At 51.3% G+C, this 18,451-nt stretch carries 15 protein-coding genes; all 15 read right to left on the reverse strand.

What is annotated here, in order from left to right:
• Window positions 1-520: 520 nt before the first annotated feature.
• The 15 genes from C5S61_RS08390 to murB all read right to left on the reverse strand — a co-directional run bounded on the left by C5S61_RS08390 (window position 521) and on the right by murB (window position 18,450).
• Window positions 521-1,294 (reverse strand): segregation and condensation protein A, encoded by a 774-nt coding sequence (locus C5S61_RS08390; RefSeq protein ID WP_110514620.1) that lies wholly within the window; start codon window positions 1,292-1,294, stop codon window positions 521-523.
• A gap of 212 nt (window positions 1,295-1,506) precedes the next feature.
• Complete coding sequence (locus C5S61_RS08395; RefSeq protein WP_110514621.1) at window positions 1,507-2,757, reverse strand: Glu/Leu/Phe/Val family dehydrogenase; 1,251 nt, start codon at window positions 2,755-2,757, stop codon at window positions 1,507-1,509.
• Window positions 2,758-2,795: 38 nt separating this feature from the next.
• The gene (locus C5S61_RS08400) at window positions 2,796-3,740 is read right to left on the reverse strand and encodes a 2'-5' RNA ligase family protein (protein WP_110514622.1); all 945 of its coding nucleotides are present in this window, start codon (window positions 3,738-3,740) and stop codon (window positions 2,796-2,798) included.
• Between the two features lie 66 nt (window positions 3,741-3,806).
• Window positions 3,807-5,555 (reverse strand): peptide ABC transporter substrate-binding protein, encoded by a 1,749-nt coding sequence (locus C5S61_RS08405; RefSeq protein WP_164689290.1) that lies wholly within the window; start codon window positions 5,553-5,555, stop codon window positions 3,807-3,809.
• Window positions 5,556-5,809: 254 nt separating this feature from the next.
• Window positions 5,810-6,799, reverse strand: coding sequence for an ABC transporter ATP-binding protein (locus C5S61_RS08410; RefSeq protein WP_110514624.1), 990 nt, complete (start codon window positions 6,797-6,799; stop codon window positions 5,810-5,812).
• A 12-nt stretch (window positions 6,800-6,811) separates the two neighbouring features.
• Window positions 6,812-7,786, reverse strand: coding sequence for an ABC transporter ATP-binding protein (locus C5S61_RS08415; protein WP_164689291.1), 975 nt, complete (start codon window positions 7,784-7,786; stop codon window positions 6,812-6,814).
• A 25-nt stretch (window positions 7,787-7,811) separates the two neighbouring features.
• A complete protein-coding gene (locus C5S61_RS08420) occupies window positions 7,812-8,783 on the reverse strand; it encodes an ABC transporter permease (RefSeq protein ID WP_110514625.1) in 972 nt (323 codons plus the stop codon).
• A 52-nt stretch (window positions 8,784-8,835) separates the two neighbouring features.
• Complete coding sequence (locus tag C5S61_RS08425; protein WP_110514626.1) at window positions 8,836-9,903, reverse strand: ABC transporter permease; 1,068 nt, start codon at window positions 9,901-9,903, stop codon at window positions 8,836-8,838.
• A gap of 324 nt (window positions 9,904-10,227) precedes the next feature.
• The gene (locus tag C5S61_RS08430; protein ID WP_110514627.1) at window positions 10,228-12,183 is read right to left on the reverse strand and encodes a peptide ABC transporter substrate-binding protein; all 1,956 of its coding nucleotides are present in this window, start codon (window positions 12,181-12,183) and stop codon (window positions 10,228-10,230) included.
• Window positions 12,184-12,514: 331 nt separating this feature from the next.
• Window positions 12,515-13,687 (reverse strand): cell division protein FtsZ, encoded by a 1,173-nt coding sequence (ftsZ, locus tag C5S61_RS08435; RefSeq protein ID WP_110514628.1) that lies wholly within the window; start codon window positions 13,685-13,687, stop codon window positions 12,515-12,517.
• A 69-nt stretch (window positions 13,688-13,756) separates the two neighbouring features.
• A complete protein-coding gene (ftsA, locus tag C5S61_RS08440) occupies window positions 13,757-15,004 on the reverse strand; it encodes a cell division protein FtsA (protein ID WP_110514629.1) in 1,248 nt (415 codons plus the stop codon).
• Between the two features lie 254 nt (window positions 15,005-15,258).
• Window positions 15,259-15,603 (reverse strand): small basic family protein, encoded by a 345-nt coding sequence (locus C5S61_RS08445; protein WP_201783493.1) that lies wholly within the window; start codon window positions 15,601-15,603, stop codon window positions 15,259-15,261.
• 11 nt (window positions 15,604-15,614) lie between these two features.
• The gene (locus C5S61_RS08450) at window positions 15,615-16,463 is read right to left on the reverse strand and encodes a cell division protein FtsQ/DivIB (protein ID WP_110514630.1); all 849 of its coding nucleotides are present in this window, start codon (window positions 16,461-16,463) and stop codon (window positions 15,615-15,617) included.
• Window positions 16,460-17,545 carry a D-alanine--D-alanine ligase gene (locus C5S61_RS08455; RefSeq protein ID WP_110514631.1) on the reverse strand — a complete coding sequence of 362 codons (1,086 nt, stop codon included), beginning with the start codon at window positions 17,543-17,545 and terminating at the stop codon, window positions 16,460-16,462. Before C5S61_RS08455 ends, C5S61_RS08450 begins: the two co-directional genes overlap by 4 nt.
• A complete protein-coding gene (murB, locus tag C5S61_RS08460) occupies window positions 17,542-18,450 on the reverse strand; it encodes a UDP-N-acetylmuramate dehydrogenase (RefSeq protein ID WP_110514632.1) in 909 nt (302 codons plus the stop codon). The genes C5S61_RS08455 and murB overlap by 4 nt, the downstream gene beginning before the upstream one ends.
• Window position 18,451: the final 1 nt, after the last annotated feature.

An 18,451-nucleotide genomic window follows, 5' to 3' on the forward strand; every position in this document is an offset into this window, starting at 1 on the left:
GAACAGAGATGTAATGGTTCATAACATTAACAACCGGGCAGTGGTATGCCTGGCATACGCGAGACGAAACACCACATCGCTGGTTTGGGTCGGATGGATTGCGGAATAGCTGTATTGATTTTGTCTTCCCTGCTCCGTTGGCGCTGAATCGCGGGCCATTCCTGCACATTCCAATTGCCCGCGATAGCGACCAACCGGAATGTGCAACGCTAGCCATTTTTATGGGCGTGGTCTGATCTGGCCTGCGGCATGGAGAATCCGCCAGATAGAAGCTTTATTGGCGGTTGCTCTGCGCCGCTGCGTTAAAGATGAAACCGCGAAGGACACGAAGAGCATTTTAGCCACGAATTCCACGAATTGCACGAATTAGGGTTATTTTGGCCACAGATTGGCACAGATGCTTAGGATTATGCTCTATGCTCTTTGTTCTGATTTTTGCCTTCATCCCTCATCCTGCATCCTTTTCTATGTTCTATGCTCTTTGCTCTATGTTCTGACTTTTGCCTTCTGACTTCATCCCTCATCCTTCCTCTTTCATACTTTCGGTCAGCCGTTCGCCGAAGCGTGCACCGCGTGAGAGATTAATCAAATCGAAAAGCTCGTCTTGTTCAACATCAATAATTTCGCGTTTGGCAAGCTCCAACACAGTCCATAAAGCAACAATCACTTCGCTGCGGGTCGTGGCAAGGCTCAGCAAATCATCAAACGCCACATAGCGTTGACGTTGCAAACGTTCGCTAATCAATTCGGTCATTTCGGCAATCGTAATAACTTTGGCCTTGGGAATTGGAATCGGTGGCGTTTCGCGCTCGATCAAGCTTAAACGCCGCGATAAGGCATTGACCAAAGCGCCCAATGTATGCGCTGCCAGTTGGGGGGCTGGTAAATCTGGTTGCGGCGGTAGTGTCACCCGTTCCCAGACTCGCAAGCCAGCGCTTTCCCACTCGCGCAATTTGGTTGCTGCTTGTTTAAATTGTTGATATTCGCGCAAACGTTGGGCCAATTGTTCGGCCACATCTTCCTCTGGTGGTGCTGGCGGCGGCTCTCGCCGTGGCAACAAAGCCCGCGATTTAATCAACAATAATTGGGCTGCCAAGGCCAAAAAATCGGCTACCGTCAGCGGGTCGGGGTCGGTCATCGCCCGCACATGAGCCAAATATTGGTCGGCAACTGTGGCCAACGAAATCGCCGTGATCGCCAATTCTTCGCGCTCAATCAAGCGCAACAATAAATCCAAGGGGCCAGCAAATTCGGGCAATTGCAAGGTATATGGGTGGTGGCTTGCTAATGGCATCGTTGTAAGGATGAGGGATGAGGGATGAAGGATGAATTCATTACTTATCGCTCATTATAGAGAACATTGATATAGGGATCGGAGGTCGGGGGCTGGGGATCGGGCAATGATTCCAAGTGCTAAAGTAGACTCAATAGCTTACTTTGTGCTCTTCGTGTTCTTCGTGGATAAACATACCCAATCCCCAACAACCAATCCCCAACCTCCAACTACTATGGATAAATCCCGCGCATCGCCATCGCGCGCACGACGCGATCAACGGCGAGCAGGTAGGCAGCGGTGCGCAAGGGCACAAAGCGCTCTTGGGCGACTGTAAAGACCTCGTTAAAAGCTCGCTCCATGGTTGTCGACAATTCGCCATGCACTTCGCGCTCAGTCCAGAAAAACTCTTGCAAGCCTTGGACCCATTCGAAGTAGGAGACGACAATCCCGCCAGCGTTGGCCAAAATATCGGGCACAACCATAATATGTTTGTTGGCCAGAATCGAGTCGCCAGTTGGCGTGATAGGGCCATTGGCCAGCTCGACCACGATTTTGGCTTGCACGCGGCCTGCATTAGCCCCGCTAATATCGTTTTGGCCTGCTGCCAACACCAAAATATCGCATGGCAATTCGAGCAATTCGCTGTGGCTAATTGGCTTTGTGCCAGCAAAATTGGCCACACCATCGGTCGCGCGCCGATGCTCGATCAAAGCAGCTACATCAATTCCAGCCTCAGTTTCGGCAACCACGCCGGTGATATCGTCGCTGGCTGCGATAATCTGGCAGCCCATTTCGGCCAAAAATTGCAAAACCAAGCGCCCAGTCGTGCCCGAGCCTTGCATGACAACCCGCGCTCCCGCCAAATCGAGGCCAATTTTGCTGGCTGCTTGGCGCACGGTATAGCACAAACCACGGGCGGTTCCTTGGCCATGGCCCTGCGAGCCGCCAACTTGAACCGGCTTGCCCGTTGCTACCGAGGGCATGGTATAGCCATGATGCATTGAATAGGTATCCATCACCCAGGCCATGGTTTGCTCGTTGGTATTGAGATCAGGCATCATCACATCGCGTTCAGCGCCGATCAAGGGGGTAATTTCGGTCACATAGCGCCGAATAATCCGCTCTAATTCGCCGCTGCTTAGCTCGCGATGGTCACAAACAATTGCCCCTTTGGCTCCGCCATAGGGAATTTGCACAATCGCACAACTCCAGGTCATCCACATGGCGAGGGCTTGCATTTCTTCGAGCGTCGCTGCCGATTGCAAGCGCAAGCCACCAAGGGTTGGGCCACGCGTAATATTGTGGTGCACACGATAACCAGTTAAATTGCGCACCCGACCGTTATCCAACTTGACCGGAAAATGCACGATCAACTCACGCCGGGGCGCGCGCAACAAATCCCGAACTTCCGGTTCCAAGTCCAGCAATTCAGCGGCAATATCAAATTGGCGCTGAGCGGTTGCCATTGTGGTTTCAATCATCGTAAAACTCCTCGGCAGTGAGTGTAAGCAGCATTGCTTTAGCGAGAATCATTAATATCATCTATCTTAACATACTCCGTCTGCTTCATGGTGGCTTGGGCTAGGCGAAAACGCCGCACTTCGTGCCACATATGACCAAAACGTTCTTCAAACAACACAACCTCGGTTACCTGCCACGTTTGAGGTTGCCACGTCTCGGCCACCCACGCTTGCGCACTTGCCAAACTACTATATTGCAACAATTTGCCAAGCGTCAGCGCTGGCCATGGCCGCCGTTCGATTGGCCGAGTTGTCGGCAACATGGCTTGGAGTTGTTCAAGCGCTGCCTGGCCTTGGCTGGGCGTAACCACCAAACGATGCTGAATTGGGGCAATTTGCACCTGATCAAGCGTCAATGCAAACGCGGGATACTGTTGCAGGGCTGTCACGATCTGCGCTTCAAATTGATCACGATCAAGCGGCAGGCTACTTGGCACCAACACAATATGCGGCGGCAAGCCATGCCGATAACTTGGATCATAGCGCAGTCGATAGTGATTAAGCTCGCTAATAACCGCTGCTGGTGGCACAATCGCCAAGCGAATTAATCGATGCTTGCGATAATAGCGCGCGCGGTAATCCTTCAAACGCTGAATTTGCTGATTGAGGGTACGCAACGAACGAATGCCAAATTGGCCGATCCAAGCAATTACTCGATTGCGCCGCGTTGCCAGCCAACGTAAAAAACGTTTATACAGTACACGCGTCAGCCGAATCAGCCGATGGCGTGGGCCAATCAGCGCCGAGCCAAGCACCAAGAAAATCAGCCCTTGCAAAATTGGCAAAATGACACCCAAAATGCCAATGAAAATAAACAACCAGCCCAAAATTGGCCGTAAACGCGGCCAAATACGCAAAAACCACCCCCAGAGAATTTGGCGTTCTTGGGGGCGGTAGCTACACCACACTAGGTTCAACAGCACAATGCCAATTAATAAGCGCATAGATTTAGCTTAATCCATGTTGGTTGTCATTTGTTCAGTTCGATTGATTAAGCATAATCCACGCCGTTAGCGTTGCCAAGCACTCAAGTTCCAGGTAATTGGTGCTAATGGCTGGGGCCGAACACCACGAATAGCAGGCGCAAGCAGCACCGTAGTTTGGCGCGTAATCACGGGCAAAACCGGCAACTCGCGGGTAAAAATTTCCTGCTGTTGGCTATAGGCTGCTTTGCGCACTGCGGGATCAAGCGAACTGGTGGCGGTGCGAATTGCTTTATCAGCAGTATCCATACACCAACCAGTAAAGTTATCGCCGGAGTAGCCATTGATTTGGTTGGGAATTGCAGCACAACTCCACAGCACCGCGCCATCAGGATCGACGCTGCGCAGCCAGCCAAACAGGGCTAGCTCAAAACGCCGACCAAACAATGGCCCTTGCTGGCTATAGAGGTCGGTCGTTGACAAGGCCTCAATTTTAATATCAATCCCAATCGCTCGCATATCGCTGACAAATTGCTCGCTCAGGCGTTGGCGAATTGGGGTTTGAGCCGAAGTCGTCAAGGTTAATTGGAATGGCGAGCCATCAGGGCGTTCGCGCAGACCATCGCTATTCGTATCAAGATAATTCATCTGATCAAGCAATTCGCGCGAGTAATCGGGATCAAAGGTATAGCTGACAGCAGTGGTGGGATCAAAGGCCCACGATTCGGCAGCCAACCAGCTATGCAACACAGCATTGGGCGAGCCATACAAGGTTGTGCTAATTGCCTCGCGGTTGAAACCATGGGCAATCGCTTGGCGCATACGAATATCTTGCAACGCCACAACCGCCAAGTTCATATCAATATGTTCCCAAATTGGGTTGGGTGCTTGCAAGAGTTGCAAAGTTTTGGATTGCACGTCGGTTTTAAGCTCAGGCGCTAATTGCTCCAACGAGCCTTCAGTCCAAGCCACGTCAACCCGCCCACTCAGCACATCATCGCGCATCATGGCAATATCGGGGTATAAGCGCGCAACAATCGTGCTTGGCAATTGTTCAGCTTGGCCTTCACGACGCACAAACTCCAATTGCGTGCCAGCAGTCCATGCTTTAAGTTTATACGGGCCATAGCCAACTGGCGATTGGCCTAGGCGATCGCTCACTTGTTTGGCGCTTGGCTCGCCTTCAAAAAGATGAGCTGGCAACGGAGTCCAAACCGTAATCAAATAATTGGGATCATCGCGTTCTGGTGGCAAATACGCGCGGGTCGTATATTGATCAAGCGCCACATAATCGGCGGTTAGGTCGCTTTGGGTAGCCAATTGCGCGGTCGAGGCGCTACCACGCAGCAAATTATAGGCAAATACCGAATCAGCAGCGGTTAATGGCTGGCCATCATCCCATTGCAGATTTTTATTCCAGCGATAGGTCACGGTCAACTGGCGCACGCTGGTAATGGTTTCAGTTTGGGTCGTGGTAATCACGCCATTCGAATCAAGATTAACCGTGGTTGTAATATATTGCACATCGCCATTTTCAAACGATGGCACGCGCTCCAAGACCCCAGTTGTGGTATAGGCTTCGTTCACCACCGTCAACGGAGCTGGGTAGAGCAATTCAATCAAGGGTGCAGCGCCCCGAAAGGCATAACTATACGGATACAGATCGACTGGTTCTTCAGTCAGACCCAATGTCCATAGATTGCTTGTGGCGGGATTGGTTGTTGGCAGCGGAGTTTGAACCTGCACCGTTGGCTGTCCAACAGGCGCACCACCCTCAACACTACAGCCAACCAAACTAAAACACAGGAGCAGCGCAAAGCTAAAACGCAATTTCATTAGCATCAATCCAAGGCGAACCATCGTGCAAGCACAAAAAACTTGCCGATCGTTGACGCTCTAATTTATTCAAACCGCAACGTTCGATCACTTTTAAGCAACAGGCAGTGTAGCGCAGCCATGCATTTTTGTCGAATGCAGCCAAGCCATATTTGCTGGATAAATGGGGTTTCTCATCAGATCTTTAGCTAGTTAAACAACGAACCGAGGTAGCAAAGCCGCCTCGGTTCTGATGCTTGATCCCAACAAGTTGTTTAACCCTGAGCAAAGTGACAAGCAACAAAGTGGCCTGGCTCTTTTTCCTCAAAGGCTGGGTCGTCGTGTTTACAAATATCTTGTGCCAGCCAGCAGCGTGGGTGGAAGCGACAGCCGCTTGGTGGATTAACCGGGCTTGGAACGTCGCCTTCCAAGATAATGCGGTCGCGCTTGATGGTTGGGTCGGGCAAGGGAATTGCCGACATCAAGGCTTTGGTATAGGGGTGCATTGGCTTGCTGAAGAGTTGATCGCGGCTTGCCAGCTCGACCATGCGCCCCAAATACATCACACCCACTCGATTGCTGATATGCTCGACAACGCTTAAGTTGTGGGCGATAAACAGATAGGTCAGACCCAAATCTTTTTGCAAGTCGTTCAATAAGTTGAGCACTTGGGCTTGAATCGACACGTCCAAGGCCGAAACTGGCTCATCGCAGACGATCAGTTTGGGCTGCATCACCAAGGCGCGGGCAATCCCGATCCGTTGGCGTTGGCCGCCAGAAAACTCGTGGGGAAAGCGGCGCATGTGGCCTGAATTCAAGCCGACTCGTTCTAGCACCTGGGCAACTTGGTCAAGCCGCTCTCTGGGCGTGCCAATATTATGAATTTTCAAGCCCTCGGCAATACTGTGGCCCACCGGAATCCGCGGGTTGAGCGAGGCATACGGGTCTTGAAACACAATTTGCATATCGCGACGGAGGGCGCGCATCCGGCCAGCGCTTGCCTTAAGCACATCTTGGCCTTCGAACAGCACTTCGCCAGCAGAAGGCGGAATCAAGCGCAAGACCGTCCGACCAGTGGTCGTTTTGCCACAGCCTGATTCACCCACCAAGCCCAGCGTTTCGCCTTTTTTAATGCTGAAACTAACGCCATCAAGGGCCTTGACTTGAGCGACAGTGCGCCGCATCAAGCCACCTTTAATTGGAAAATATTTCTTGAGATTGCGTACCTCAAGCAAATGCTCACTGGTACTGTTGGAAACAGTCATGTAAAACCTCTTCTAGTACAACCAGCAACGTACCAGTCGATCACCTTCGAGCTTGATCAACGGGGGTTCTTCTTGGGTACATTGATCCATGCGATGAGCACAGCGTGAAGCAAAACGACAACCAGCTGGCGGGTTCAACAAGCTGGGAACTTGGCCAGGAATTGTTTCTAATTCGTCACGCACATTGCCCAAAACCGGGGTTGAAGCGATCAAGCCTTGGGTATAGGGGTGTTTGGGTGCTTCAAACAAGGCATGGACAGGGGCGTATTCGACAGCCCTGCCTGCATACATAACCATCACATTTTCGGCCATTTCGGCCACAACCCCTAAATCGTGGGTAATCAAAATAATTGCGGTATTGACTTTTTCGCGCAACTCGCGCATCAGATCCAAGATTTGGGCTTGAATCGTTACGTCAAGTGCGGTGGTTGGTTCGTCAGCAATCAACAACTCTGGGTTACATGCCAAGGCCATGGCGATCATCACCCGTTGGGCCTGACCGCCTGAAATTTCGTGGGGGAACGAGCGCATCCGACGCACGGGGTCGGGCAAACCAACTAAGGTCAGAAGCTCAATCGTGCGTTTATTGCCTTCCTCGCCAGAAAGCCCTTGGTGAATTTGCAAGGCCTCGATAATCTGTTCGCCAATGCGGAAAACAGGATTCAGACAGGTCGTTGGCTGTTGAAAAATCATTGAAATCCGATTACCACGGATTTTGCGCATTTCTTCTTCACTCAAGTCGAGCAAATTTTCGCCATCGAACATGATTTCGCCTTCGATGACTTTACCAGTTTTGCCCAGCAAGCGTAAGATCGACATGGAGGTTACGCTTTTGCCACACCCTGATTCACCGACAATGCCTAAGGTTTCGCCACGACGCACCTGAAAATCGAGGCCATCGACGGCATGGACAGTGCCTTCATCGGTGAAAAAGTAGGTTTTGACACCCTTGAGTTTCAACAAAACATCGGATTGAGCCACAAGCATGCCCCTATCTAGCAAGAATTACAGGTTAGCGTTTGGCGCGTGGGTCAAGAGCGTCGCGCAAGCCATCGCCAATAAAATTGAAGCACAATGAACAAATAAAGATCGCCAGCCCCGGGAAGAAGGCTTGCCACGTATATTTTTCCAGAATCGTGGTGTTGACACCTTTGAGCATATTGCCCCATGAAGCAGCTGGCAACTTGACCCCGAAGCCTAAGAAGCTCAATGCTGCTTCGGTAATCATCACACCGCTCAAGGCCAACGAGGCATTAACGATGTTGGGAGCCAAGGCGTTTGGTACAAGGTGGCGGAACATAATCCGCAAGTTGGAAGCACCTAAGGCCCGCGAAGCAGAAACATATTCTTGCTCGCGTAAGCTCAAGATTTGGCCGCGCATCAAGCGTGCGCCACCAGTCCAACTAAAGAACACCAAGATCAAAATCAGCAGATTGACCGTTGGCTCAAGAATTGTCGAGATAATCAGCAGAATTGGCAGCAATGGCAAGGTATTGAGGAAGTCGACAAAGCGCATTGCAAAGGCATCGACAATCCCACCAAAGTAGCCACTCATCACGCCAATAATAATCCCGATCAATTCGCTGAGCAAGGTAACCGCAACCGCAATGTACAGCGATACGCGGCCTGCATACAGCAAACGGGTCAGCAAATCGCGGCCAATCCCATCTGAGCCAAGCCAGAAGGTAAGGGTCGTGCCGGCGGCAGTTCGAATCTCACCACCAATACTATTATAGTAAAGATTTTTAGGGACGACATATTCGGTACCTGGTGGTTGATCCTTTTTGGTAACGGCGGTATCAGTTTCGCCAAATGGCATAAACAATGGCCCAAAGGTCACTGCCAAAATCATCAAAAACAAAACCACCACGCTTGCAACCGCAAAGCGGTGGCGTGAAAAGCGTTTGAGAATCTCAAGCCACGGGCGCTCATATTCTTCTTTTTTTGCCTCACGGGCCTCGACTTGAGTTGTTGAAACAGCCATGGATTTTCCTTTCACAAGGGTCGCTAAACCAATCGAAAACTACGAGCCTCAACTAGTCAAGTCGAATTCGTGGGTCAACAATGGTATAGAGCACATCAGCCAGCAAGGTAGCAAACACCAGCAAGATCGATGAGATCAGCAAGAAGGCCATTGCCAAGGGATAATCTTTGAGGTTGAGGGCGCTAATAAAGGTAAAACCGAGCGCCTTGTAGTTGAACACCGTTTCGGTAAACAACGCACCGCCAAACACCCCAGGAATCGCAAATACGATGATTGTAATCAAGGGAATCAACGCATTGCGGAAGGCGTGCTTATAGATCACGACCCGTTCCTTGACCCCTTTAGCGCGGGCAGTCCGCACATAATCTTGGCTGAGCACTTCGAGCATACTGGCGCGCATAAAGCGGCTCCAGTTGGCCAAGTTGAGCATCGAAAGCACGGTAACCGGCATCACCAAGTGCATGACCCGATCGAGGAACGAGCCAGCGACAACCGTACCGAGAACAGGCACTTCATAGTTGCGCAAGGCCAAAATATCGCCAGCAGGGAAATAGAACCAGCCATTGCGTTTAAACCACAGCGATACCGCAATAATCAAAAGCCCAAACCAGAAGGAAGGCAATGATAAGCCGATAAAGCTAAATGTGGTCAAAATATAATCAAAGAACGAATATTGGCGCACTGCCGAGAAGACCCCAAGCGGAATCCCCAAGACCAATGAAATGATCGTTGAGGTAATCATCAGCCAGAGTGTATCGGGAAGTTTATCTTTAATAATGTCTAAGACGGGAGCATTGCGCTGGAACTTCCATGACGTACCCCAATCCCAGCGTAAAATCCCTTTGCGCTCGCCGACATATTGTTCAAGGCCAACTTTATCGAGCCACGTATCGCCAGCAAGCCACGTGGGATACCACAAGTACCATGGTTTATCAGCCCCGAGCAATTTTGCTTGGCGCTGAATATCCGCCTCACTCGGACGGCTCTTAGGGTCAGTATTTTGGCGTAACTCATCAAGGGGGCCACCAGGAGCCAAGGCAAACAGCGAGTAGATCACTGCCGATGAGAACAGGAGAACGAGAATCGCTTGAAACAAGCGCCGAATGAGATATACAGTCATGCGGTACCTCTAAAGATGCTTGAAATGGTTAATTGCCGACAAGATAAATGGTTCTTAACTAGTACACTCTGTTACGGCAAATTACGTTCAAAAAAAGTGCATTGAATTTTTTAGGTTTGGAAAACTGGCCTATTGTACCATTTATCTCGCATTACAAAAAAAACCACACAAGCACGACAATCACTGTCTGGTGGTTCATATCCGGGCGTGACAACATTGTCTTGATTTAACTGTTTATGGTGCTCACAAAAAGCTGTGGGAAGGCGAGGGATCGACTACGGAGCCACGTGCAAGCACGCAGCTCCGTAATGGGGAGCAAACCAATTACTTGGTAATATCCCAGGTTTCGATGTTCCAGAAGTCAACTTGGCTGGTTGGGTTCAAGTCCAAGCCGCTAACCTTGACGTTGTATGCACCAACATTGACGCGTTGGTACAATGGGAAGGTTGGCAATTCGGCATTGAAGACTTTTTGAGCTTCGATGACCAAAGGAATGCGCTTGGCGCGGTCGGTTTCAGCTTGTGAAGCCAATGCAGATGCATCGTATTCAGGGCTACACCAGCCGGTGTTGTTTTGACCACCGTAGCTGTTTGCTTCGGTTGGAATTTGATCACAGAGGTACAGAGCGGTCGATGGCTCTGGGCCACTGACCCAAGCGTACAAGCCCAAGTCAAAGCGGCGGCCAGCCAAGATACCTTCTGCGCCGTTCTTGAACAAGACATCGGTTGCTGGTACGAAGTTCAATTGAACATCGATACCGACAGCTTTCAAGTCTTCTTGGATCAATTGAGCAACGGCTTCGCGGGTTTGGTTGTTTTCGGTGGTGAAGAATTGGATCGTGAGCTTAGCACCATCTTTTTCAAGAATGCCATCAGCGCCAGCGGTCCAACCAGCTTCGGTCAAGAGAGCCTTAGCTTTTTCAACATCGTATTCGTATGGTTCCAAGCCTTCGCCGTTTGGTGGGTAAGCCCAGTGATCGGCTGGCAAGAAGGTGTTCATGACAACGGTCTTGCCGAACAAGACGTTATCGATGATTTGCTTGCGGTTGATTGCGAAAGCAACAGCTTGGCGCAATTTAACATCAGCGAAGATTGATGGTTGGCCATCATTGCGTTCTACGCCGAAGTCCATGTGTTCCCACACGGTTGCTGGAACATATTGACCTTTGAGCGTGCCAGCAGCTTCGAGTTCGTCGAGCTTAGGAGCGTTAGCCAAGGTCAAACCAATTGAACCAACGACGTCAATTTCGCCGCTTTCCAATTGTTGCAAGACTTGATCTTCACTGGTCAGATACTTGAAGGTAACATTACCAATGATTGGGTAGCCTTTTTTCCAGTAGGTTTCGTTAGCAACCAACTTGGTGCTTTCTTGTGGGGTGTTTTCTGCAATCTTGTATGGACCGTAAGCCAATGGCTTGCTAGCGTAGTCGCTACCACCAATGGTTGCTGGGTCTTCACCTTCCAAAACGTGCTTTGGTTCAGGCCCAAAGGTGTTCAAGAAGTAGGTTGCATCGGTGTAACCAGGAGCTGCGTACCATACCAAGGTTTTTTCGTCCTTGGCTTCGTATTTTTGGGTACGATCAAGTACAAAGCGGCTAGCGTTCTTGATGCCTGGATCTTGGTACAATTCAGCAGCAAACACGAAGTCAGCAGCGGTGATGGCGGTGCCATCTTCCCAAGTCAAGCCATCGATCAAGGTCCAAGTTACAACAACTTGTTCCAGTTCAAGGGCTTCGGTCAAGCTAGCGGTGTCGGTGATCAACTCGTCGTTGATGACGATGTTGCCTTCGTAGCTGCTGTCAACCGAAACGGTTTGGGTCACTGCATCGCCATTTTCGAAGCTTGGCAAAGCGGTGAAACAAACTGGTTGGTATTCATAGTTCAAGGTGGTGAAACAAGCTGGTTGAATCGCTGACAACACTTGGGTGGTGGCGCTTGATTGTGATTCAATGCCGAACAAGGTGTCTGGCGATTGGGTCATACCAATGATGATGGTTTTTTCTGGGTCGGTGCCAGGGCCTTCACCAGTGGTGCCGGTGCCAGCGGTTGGTTCTGCAGTTGCTTCAGCTTCAGCAGTTGGTTCAACAGTTGCATCCGTTTCGGTTGCAGCAGCGGTTGGTTCAGTGGTAGCTGCTGCTGCGCTATCTGTAGTTGCGGTTGCAGGGACTGTCGTTGCTGGAGCTGTGGTTGGAGTTGCCTCGCCGCCACAAGCAGCCAAGACCGGAACAACAAGGACCAACATGAGCGCAAAGCTCATCAATTGGCGCTTTGATCGAAGCATTCTTGCCTCCTACATCAATGAGTTCAAAAGCCGATTCCTAGAATCGAACGTTCCTGTATCAGAGGGACACAGGGCCAACATGGTTGGTACGCGACCACATCCTTGCTAATGGATTTTGGGGGATCCTCTAGGTAGTACACGATGTGATCTGTATTCAGAGCTTCATTATAACGATTAAAAAGCTGATGTCAAAATTTGTAGTACTTTTTGCCTAAGCTTTGGGCAGTTTGCCCAACGACCTAGGTAGTTATCTGAAAATATTCACGCTCAATTTGGGCAGTTTGCTCGCTCCAGCGGGGTAGTACTACCGCACTAGAGCGAGCAACCATCGTTACTTGCGGCGCTCGCGGTTGCGCAAGAATGGTGGAATATCTAAATCGTCGTTGCTACCAAACGAGGTTGGCGGCGTAGGCCGTTGGGGTTGTTGCGGTTGCGGCGCTGGCCGTACTGGTTGTTGTTGGGTTGGTTGTTGATAGTTTGATTGTGGTTGGCTTGGTTGGCTTTGCGCCGATGGATAGGAACGTGAGCGATTGTTGCCTTGGGGCCGCGCTTGGTCAAAGCCCGTCGCAATAATCGTGATTTTCACTTCATCAGCTGGCAAGTTGGGGTCAATTCGTGCCCCGAAAATAATATTCGCATCGGGGTCAGCAGCCTTCGAAATGATCTCAGCAGCTTCGTTGACTTCTAGCAAGCCCAAATCTTCGCCACCAGTCACGTTGAACAGCACGCCCTTGGCTCCGTCGATCGAAATTTCGAGCAACGGCGATGAGATGGCCATATTGGCTGCATCGATCATGCGATTATCGCCAATGCCATGGCCAATCGCCATCAAGGCTGTGCCTTGTTGCGACATAATCGTTTTTACGTCGGCAAAGTCGAGGTTAATCAAACCGCGGCTGGTAATCAAATCGGAGATCCCTTGAATACCTTGGCGCAGCACATCGTCAGCCATGCGGAAGGCTTCGTTCATTTTGGTGTTTTTCGAAGCAATTTGCAGCAAGCGATCGTTTGGCACCACAATCAAGGCATCAACGGTTGGCTTAAGTTGGTCAATCCCCGATTCGGCAACTTTGCGGCGATGGTTGCCTTCAAATAAGAAAGGTCGGGTTACAACCCCAACTGTCAAAGCGCCAATTTCTTGGGCAATCGCTGCAATTACTGGCGAAGCACCAGTGCCAGTGCCGCCGCCCATGCCAGCAGTGATGAACACCATGTCCGAGCCACGCAACACATCGTGCAGCTCATCGTGGGTTTCTTCAGCAGCTTTTTGGCCAATCACCGGGTTGCCGCCAGAGCCAAGCCCACGGGTCAATTTATCGCCGATCCGCACACGAATCGTCGCAGGCGAGTGAATCAAGGCTTGAGCATCGGTGTTGACCGTAATAAATTCGACCCCTTGCAGGCCCGATTCGACCATGCGATCAACTGCATTCGAGCCGCCGCCACCAACCCCAATCACTTTGATTTGGGCGAAATTTTCAATTAAGTTGTTATTGAAATCCATAGTTAAGTTGCCTCCAGATCAGCACCAAAGCTCAGCAATGGCGTGGATCGACTGTAGCCAGATGCCGGTTTAGGGTAAAAACTCCCGTAACCACATTTTGAAGCGGTCGTAGGTTTGTTTCCAGTTGGTTGTTGCTGGTTGGCTCGCAGTGTGGCCGCCAACGCTGCCCATTCCATGACGCAAGCCCCAACGGACAAGCCCCACAGCCGTGGCATAGGGTGGTGCATCAATTGCTTCAGCTAATCCAGTCAAATTCGTTGGGATGCCAATTCGCACTGGCATGCCTAAAAGTTGGCGAGCCATCTCATCTAAGCCAGGCAATTGAGCCGAGCCACCTGTCAGAACAATTCCCGCAGGCAACAGGCCTTCATAGCCAGAACGACGGATTTCATTGCCAATCATGTCGATCAGTTGTTCGGCGCGAGCTTGCAGAATTTCGTTAAGTTCAAGCCGCGAAACTTGTTGATGTTCACCTGGTGAGAAGCCATCAGTATCAATCAAATCCTCGTCAGGATCATGGCTTTCAATATCGCTCACTTTACCATAGCGTAGTTTAAGATATTCAGCGGTGTTATGCGGGGTGTGCAATACATAGACCAAATCGTTGGTGAAATGCGCGCCACCAATCGGCAATACGACGGTATGCCAAATGCCGCCGCCAATAAAAATTGCAATATCGGTCGTGCCGCCGCCAATATCAACCAGCACAACCCCACGGCTTTTATCTTCTTCGCTGAGCACGGCCTCGCCCGAAGCCAAGGGTTGCAGCACAAGGTCGTCGATGCCAACCCCAGCCCGTTCAACGCTCTTGATTAAGTTTTGAATCGCCATCACTTCGCCAGTGACAATATGCGTTTCAACTTCAAGCCGATAGCCAGCCATGCCAACTGGGTCGCGAATGCCTTCATGGCCATCGACGATATAGGCGCGTGGAATAACGTGGATGACTTCGCGTTGGGTGGGGATGGCAATCGCTTGGGCTGCTTCGACTGCCCGCGCCACATCAGTACGCGAAATTTCGTGGTCTGGGCGTGAGATCGCAACAACCCCACGACTGTTGACTGAGGAAATATGCCGCCCTGCAATCCCCACGAAGGCAGTGCCAATGCGGTAGCCAGAAAGGCGCTCGGCCTTTTCGACCGAGGTTGCAATCGCGCTCACAGCTTCATCGATATTGACGACAACGCCGCGATCAAGCCCTTTGGAAGGCGTGAGGCCCACCCCTAAAATATTGACTTTGCCTGTATCGTGAACTTCAGCAACCAAAGTACAGATTTTGGTTGTACCGACATCAATACCGACAATGGTGCGATTCATGGAAAACCCCTTGTGTTAGGCTAAAATGTTGCCTGTCAAGCAGGGTTGCTGGCGATTATACGAGATAGCAGATCGCTTTGCAACCACGCTGCATTGCGTCAACAACCTACACTAGGTCGCAGAAGAAGCTGGTTCATCAAGGCTAGAACAATGATCAATGTCGGGTTGCTCGAAATAACGAATGATGAGAGCGCGACATTGCAAAAAAGTGCATCCATCAAGCGGAGCTTCGCCTTGGTTCTGGCTCTTTGCGCCTAGCCAACCAGATGTTGGCGAATGCGACTGGCATTTTCAAACAAACGGACACCAAAGGCCACCACTGCCGCCAAATAGAGGTCGATGCCTAAGCGTTCGCCAAGAAACGCCAGCACAACCGCCAACACAGTGTTGCCAATTAATCCCGAGATAAAAATCCGATTCCGATAGCGTTTTTCGATTGTGGCCCTGGTTGCGCCAACAATCGAATCAAGCGCCGATAAAACTGCCACCGCTGTGTAACGGGCAAATTGCGAGGGAATCGTTAGGCCGGAAACAAGCCCAATCGCCACCCCAACTCCCAGCCCCGCCAGCGGAATCCACATAGCTTGTCGCTGCTCCACCCATGTGCTCCTTATTGCGACCCTTCCGTTGGCGTTGGAGTCGCCTGCGGTCGATAGTAGGGTTTTTCCGGTCGTAAATCAATAAATATCCACGCTGTATCGCTGGTTTGCACTTGTTGCAACGTTGCAAGTTTGCGATCAAGGCTAATCGGTTCGCCTGCCAAACGCCCAAACACAGCTTGCTTGGTGTCATTGTAAACCGAAAGCCCGTAGTATGGGTCCCACTCGTAGCGCGTCGGTTGCCAACCAAGCTCTTTGGGTATACGCAGATACAGGGTTTGGGCCAAATTCAAGGCATCGGTGTCAATATAGCTGCCCGCCGAAATTGGAATCGTGCGGGTATCGTAAATAATTAAGGTTGCAGTGGTTATCGAGGTAGCCAAGCCCAACACTTCGCCGCCAGCAGTCACTTCGTAATTGGTGCCGCCAACATTCCATACAACCGCTGCCTGCCGCTCTTGCACTCGCACCAAGACCCGCGCCGGTATTCGCAGTTGCACCGTGGCAGTAGCAACATAGGGATTTTGGCCAATCCGCGCAGCCACCGCCGCCGGATCAATATCCCAAATCGAGCGGCCTTGCAGGTCGGCCAATTGGCTAATTGTGGTCGCATCGACTGAGCGATTGCCTTCGATCTCTAAGTTGCCAACCACAAAGGCTGGCGAACGAAAGACAAAAATCAAGCAGCCAATGCTCGCCAGCAATAAAAACAAAGCCAATAATTTGCCGTTCATGAGCATACTGCGCAGAATCGTGCGCGCGGTTGGCCGCACCATCGGCGTGCTGGTACGCACCCCAAGCGCAGTGCGCCCGCGTGGCTTGCGACTGATCATGCGGCCTGTCCGACGTGGATTACTCATCTGCCTCGCTCGTGGTAGCGCTCAATTGCCAAGTCGATCAAACGATCAAGCAATTCGCTATAGCTGACTCCCGTGGCTTCCCACAATTTGGGATATTGGCTCATCGCCGTAAAGCCCGGGAAGGTATTAATTTCGTTGATATAGATTGCGCCAGTTTCGCGCTCAACAAAGAAATCGACCCGCGCCAAACCAGCACCATCAATTGCTTTGAAGGCGGTCACGGCCATGGCCCGCAATTGCTCGCTAGTCGCAGCATCAAGCTCCGCCGGAATTGCAAATTGGGTTTGGCCTTCAAGGTATTTGTCGGCGTAATCGTAAAAATCGTTGGCTGGCAGCACTTCGCCTGGCACTGAAGGCGCTGGATCATCGTTGCCCAAAATCGCAACTTCGATTTCACGGGCATTGATGCCTTGCTCAACCACAATCCGCCGATCGTAGCCAGCAGCCTCGGCCATACCAGCCGCCAGTTCGGCCCGATTGCTAACTTTGCTAATGCCAACGCTGCTGCCCAGGTTGGCTGGCTTAACGAACATTGGATAGTGCAAAGCAGCTTCTAGCTGCTCGTAGACCGCTTCGGGCTGTTGTTGCCAATCACGGCGCAAGACCAGTTGCCACGGCACTTGGGGCAAACCAGCAGCTGCAAAGGCCGATTTCATCAAGCCTTTATCCATGCCCACTGAGGCCGCCAATACGCCACAGCCAACGTAAGGTAGATTAGCTAATTCAAACACACCTTGAATCGTGCCATCCTCGCCAAACGGGCCATGCAACACCGGAATAATCACATCGAGCGCGGCCATATTGGTTTGTTCGGGCAAGCTGCCAGCACTTTGCACAATTGCAGTTTCGCTGACCAAGCCTGCTTGGGGTGCACGCCCAAGCATCTTTTGGTCGGCCTGTTGCTCCAAAGCCAACAATGGATCGCCGCCGCTGAGCCATTGGCCGTTGCGGCTGATGCCAATTGGCACAACCGTATATTTTGCAGGATCAAGCGCATTCATCACCGCCCGCGCCGATTTCAACGACACTTCGTGCTCACCCGATTTACCGCCAAAGACAATTCCAACCCGCCGTTTTGTCATAACGATTGATCCTCACTGGAGATCACGCGAACTTCTAATTCAAGTTCGATGCCAAATTGTTTTAATACTTCAGTTTGGGCATACTCGGCCACGCGCAAAATATCGCTCGCCGTTGCCCCGCCAAGATTCAAAATATAGTTAGCATGTTTTTCGGCAATTTGGGCCGCGCCCATACGAAAGCCTTTCAAGCCAGCAGCATCGATCAAGCGGCCTGCGGTGGTGTTGGCTGGGTTTTTAAACACCGAGCCACACGATGAGCCAGCAGGCGTGCGTTGCTTGCGACCTTCGGCAATCTCGGCCATTGTGCTGGCAATGCGCGTTGGATCGTCGCGCCAAGCAGTGAGCACAGCATCAAGCACATACGGAATGCGCGTGGTTGGCCGATTGGCTGCCAGTCGCTTGAGTTGGCTAGTGCGATAATCGAACTGAAAATCTGCCGCCGACCACTCGACAATTTGATTATCGGGCATTAAGAGGCGGGCCGATTGCAGGTGTTTGGCAGTTTCGCCGCCATAGCAGCCAGCATTGCCATAAATTGCCCCGCCGATTGTGCCAGGCAAGCCTTCGGCCCATTCAAGGCCAGCAATACCCTGCGCCGCCAAACGGCGTACCGTGCCAGCAGTCGGCGCGCCAGCTTGCACATGAATCGTCAGTTGATCACCATGCTCTTGCAGTTCAAAGCCAGTTGCGCGATTGCGAATGACCAAGCCATTCCAGCCTGCATCGCTCATCAGCATATTCGAGCCGCCACCAAGCATAAAAATTGGCACTTGCTGGCGTTCGGCCCATTGCACAGCCTCAATTTGTTGCTCAGGGCTGGTTACATTAACAAAATAACGCGCTGGGCCACCAATCCGCCAAGCGGTGTAGGGGGCAAGTGGCTCGTTTTCGCGAAGGTCGATCATG

It is taken from the genome of Herpetosiphon llansteffanensis, from assembly GCF_003205875.1.
Classification (GTDB): domain Bacteria; phylum Chloroflexota; class Chloroflexia; order Chloroflexales; family Herpetosiphonaceae; genus Herpetosiphon; species Herpetosiphon llansteffanensis.

Coding starts and splice junctions, on each gene's coding strand:
- C5S61_RS08390 (WP_110514620.1), bottom strand. CDS start 1,294: ATGCCATTAGCAAGCCACCACCCATATACCTTGCAATTGCCCGAATTT.
- C5S61_RS08395 (WP_110514621.1), bottom strand. CDS start 2,757: ATGATTGAAACCACAATGGCAACCGCTCAGCGCCAATTTGATATTGCC.
- C5S61_RS08410 (WP_110514624.1), bottom strand. CDS start 6,799: ATGACTGTTTCCAACAGTACCAGTGAGCATTTGCTTGAGGTACGCAAT.
- C5S61_RS08425 (WP_110514626.1), bottom strand. CDS start 9,903: ATGACTGTATATCTCATTCGGCGCTTGTTTCAAGCGATTCTCGTTCTC.
- ftsA (WP_110514629.1), bottom strand. CDS start 15,004: ATGAATCGCACCATTGTCGGTATTGATGTCGGTACAACCAAAATCTGT.
- C5S61_RS08400 (WP_110514622.1), bottom strand. CDS start 3,740: ATGCGCTTATTAATTGGCATTGTGCTGTTGAACCTAGTGTGGTGTAGC.
- C5S61_RS08405 (WP_164689290.1), bottom strand. CDS start 5,555: ATGAAATTGCGTTTTAGCTTTGCGCTGCTCCTGTGTTTTAGTTTGGTT.
- murB (WP_110514632.1), bottom strand. CDS start 18,450: ATGATCGACCTTCGCGAAAACGAGCCACTTGCCCCCTACACCGCTTGG.
- C5S61_RS08450 (WP_110514630.1), bottom strand. CDS start 16,463: ATGAGTAATCCACGTCGGACAGGCCGCATGATCAGTCGCAAGCCACGC.
- C5S61_RS08420 (WP_110514625.1), bottom strand. CDS start 8,783: ATGGCTGTTTCAACAACTCAAGTCGAGGCCCGTGAGGCAAAAAAAGAA.
- C5S61_RS08430 (WP_110514627.1), bottom strand. CDS start 12,183: ATGCTTCGATCAAAGCGCCAATTGATGAGCTTTGCGCTCATGTTGGTC.
- C5S61_RS08415 (WP_164689291.1), bottom strand. CDS start 7,786: ATGCTTGTGGCTCAATCCGATGTTTTGTTGAAACTCAAGGGTGTCAAA.
- ftsZ (WP_110514628.1), bottom strand. CDS start 13,687: ATGGATTTCAATAACAACTTAATTGAAAATTTCGCCCAAATCAAAGTG.
- C5S61_RS08455 (WP_110514631.1), bottom strand. CDS start 17,545: ATGACAAAACGGCGGGTTGGAATTGTCTTTGGCGGTAAATCGGGTGAG.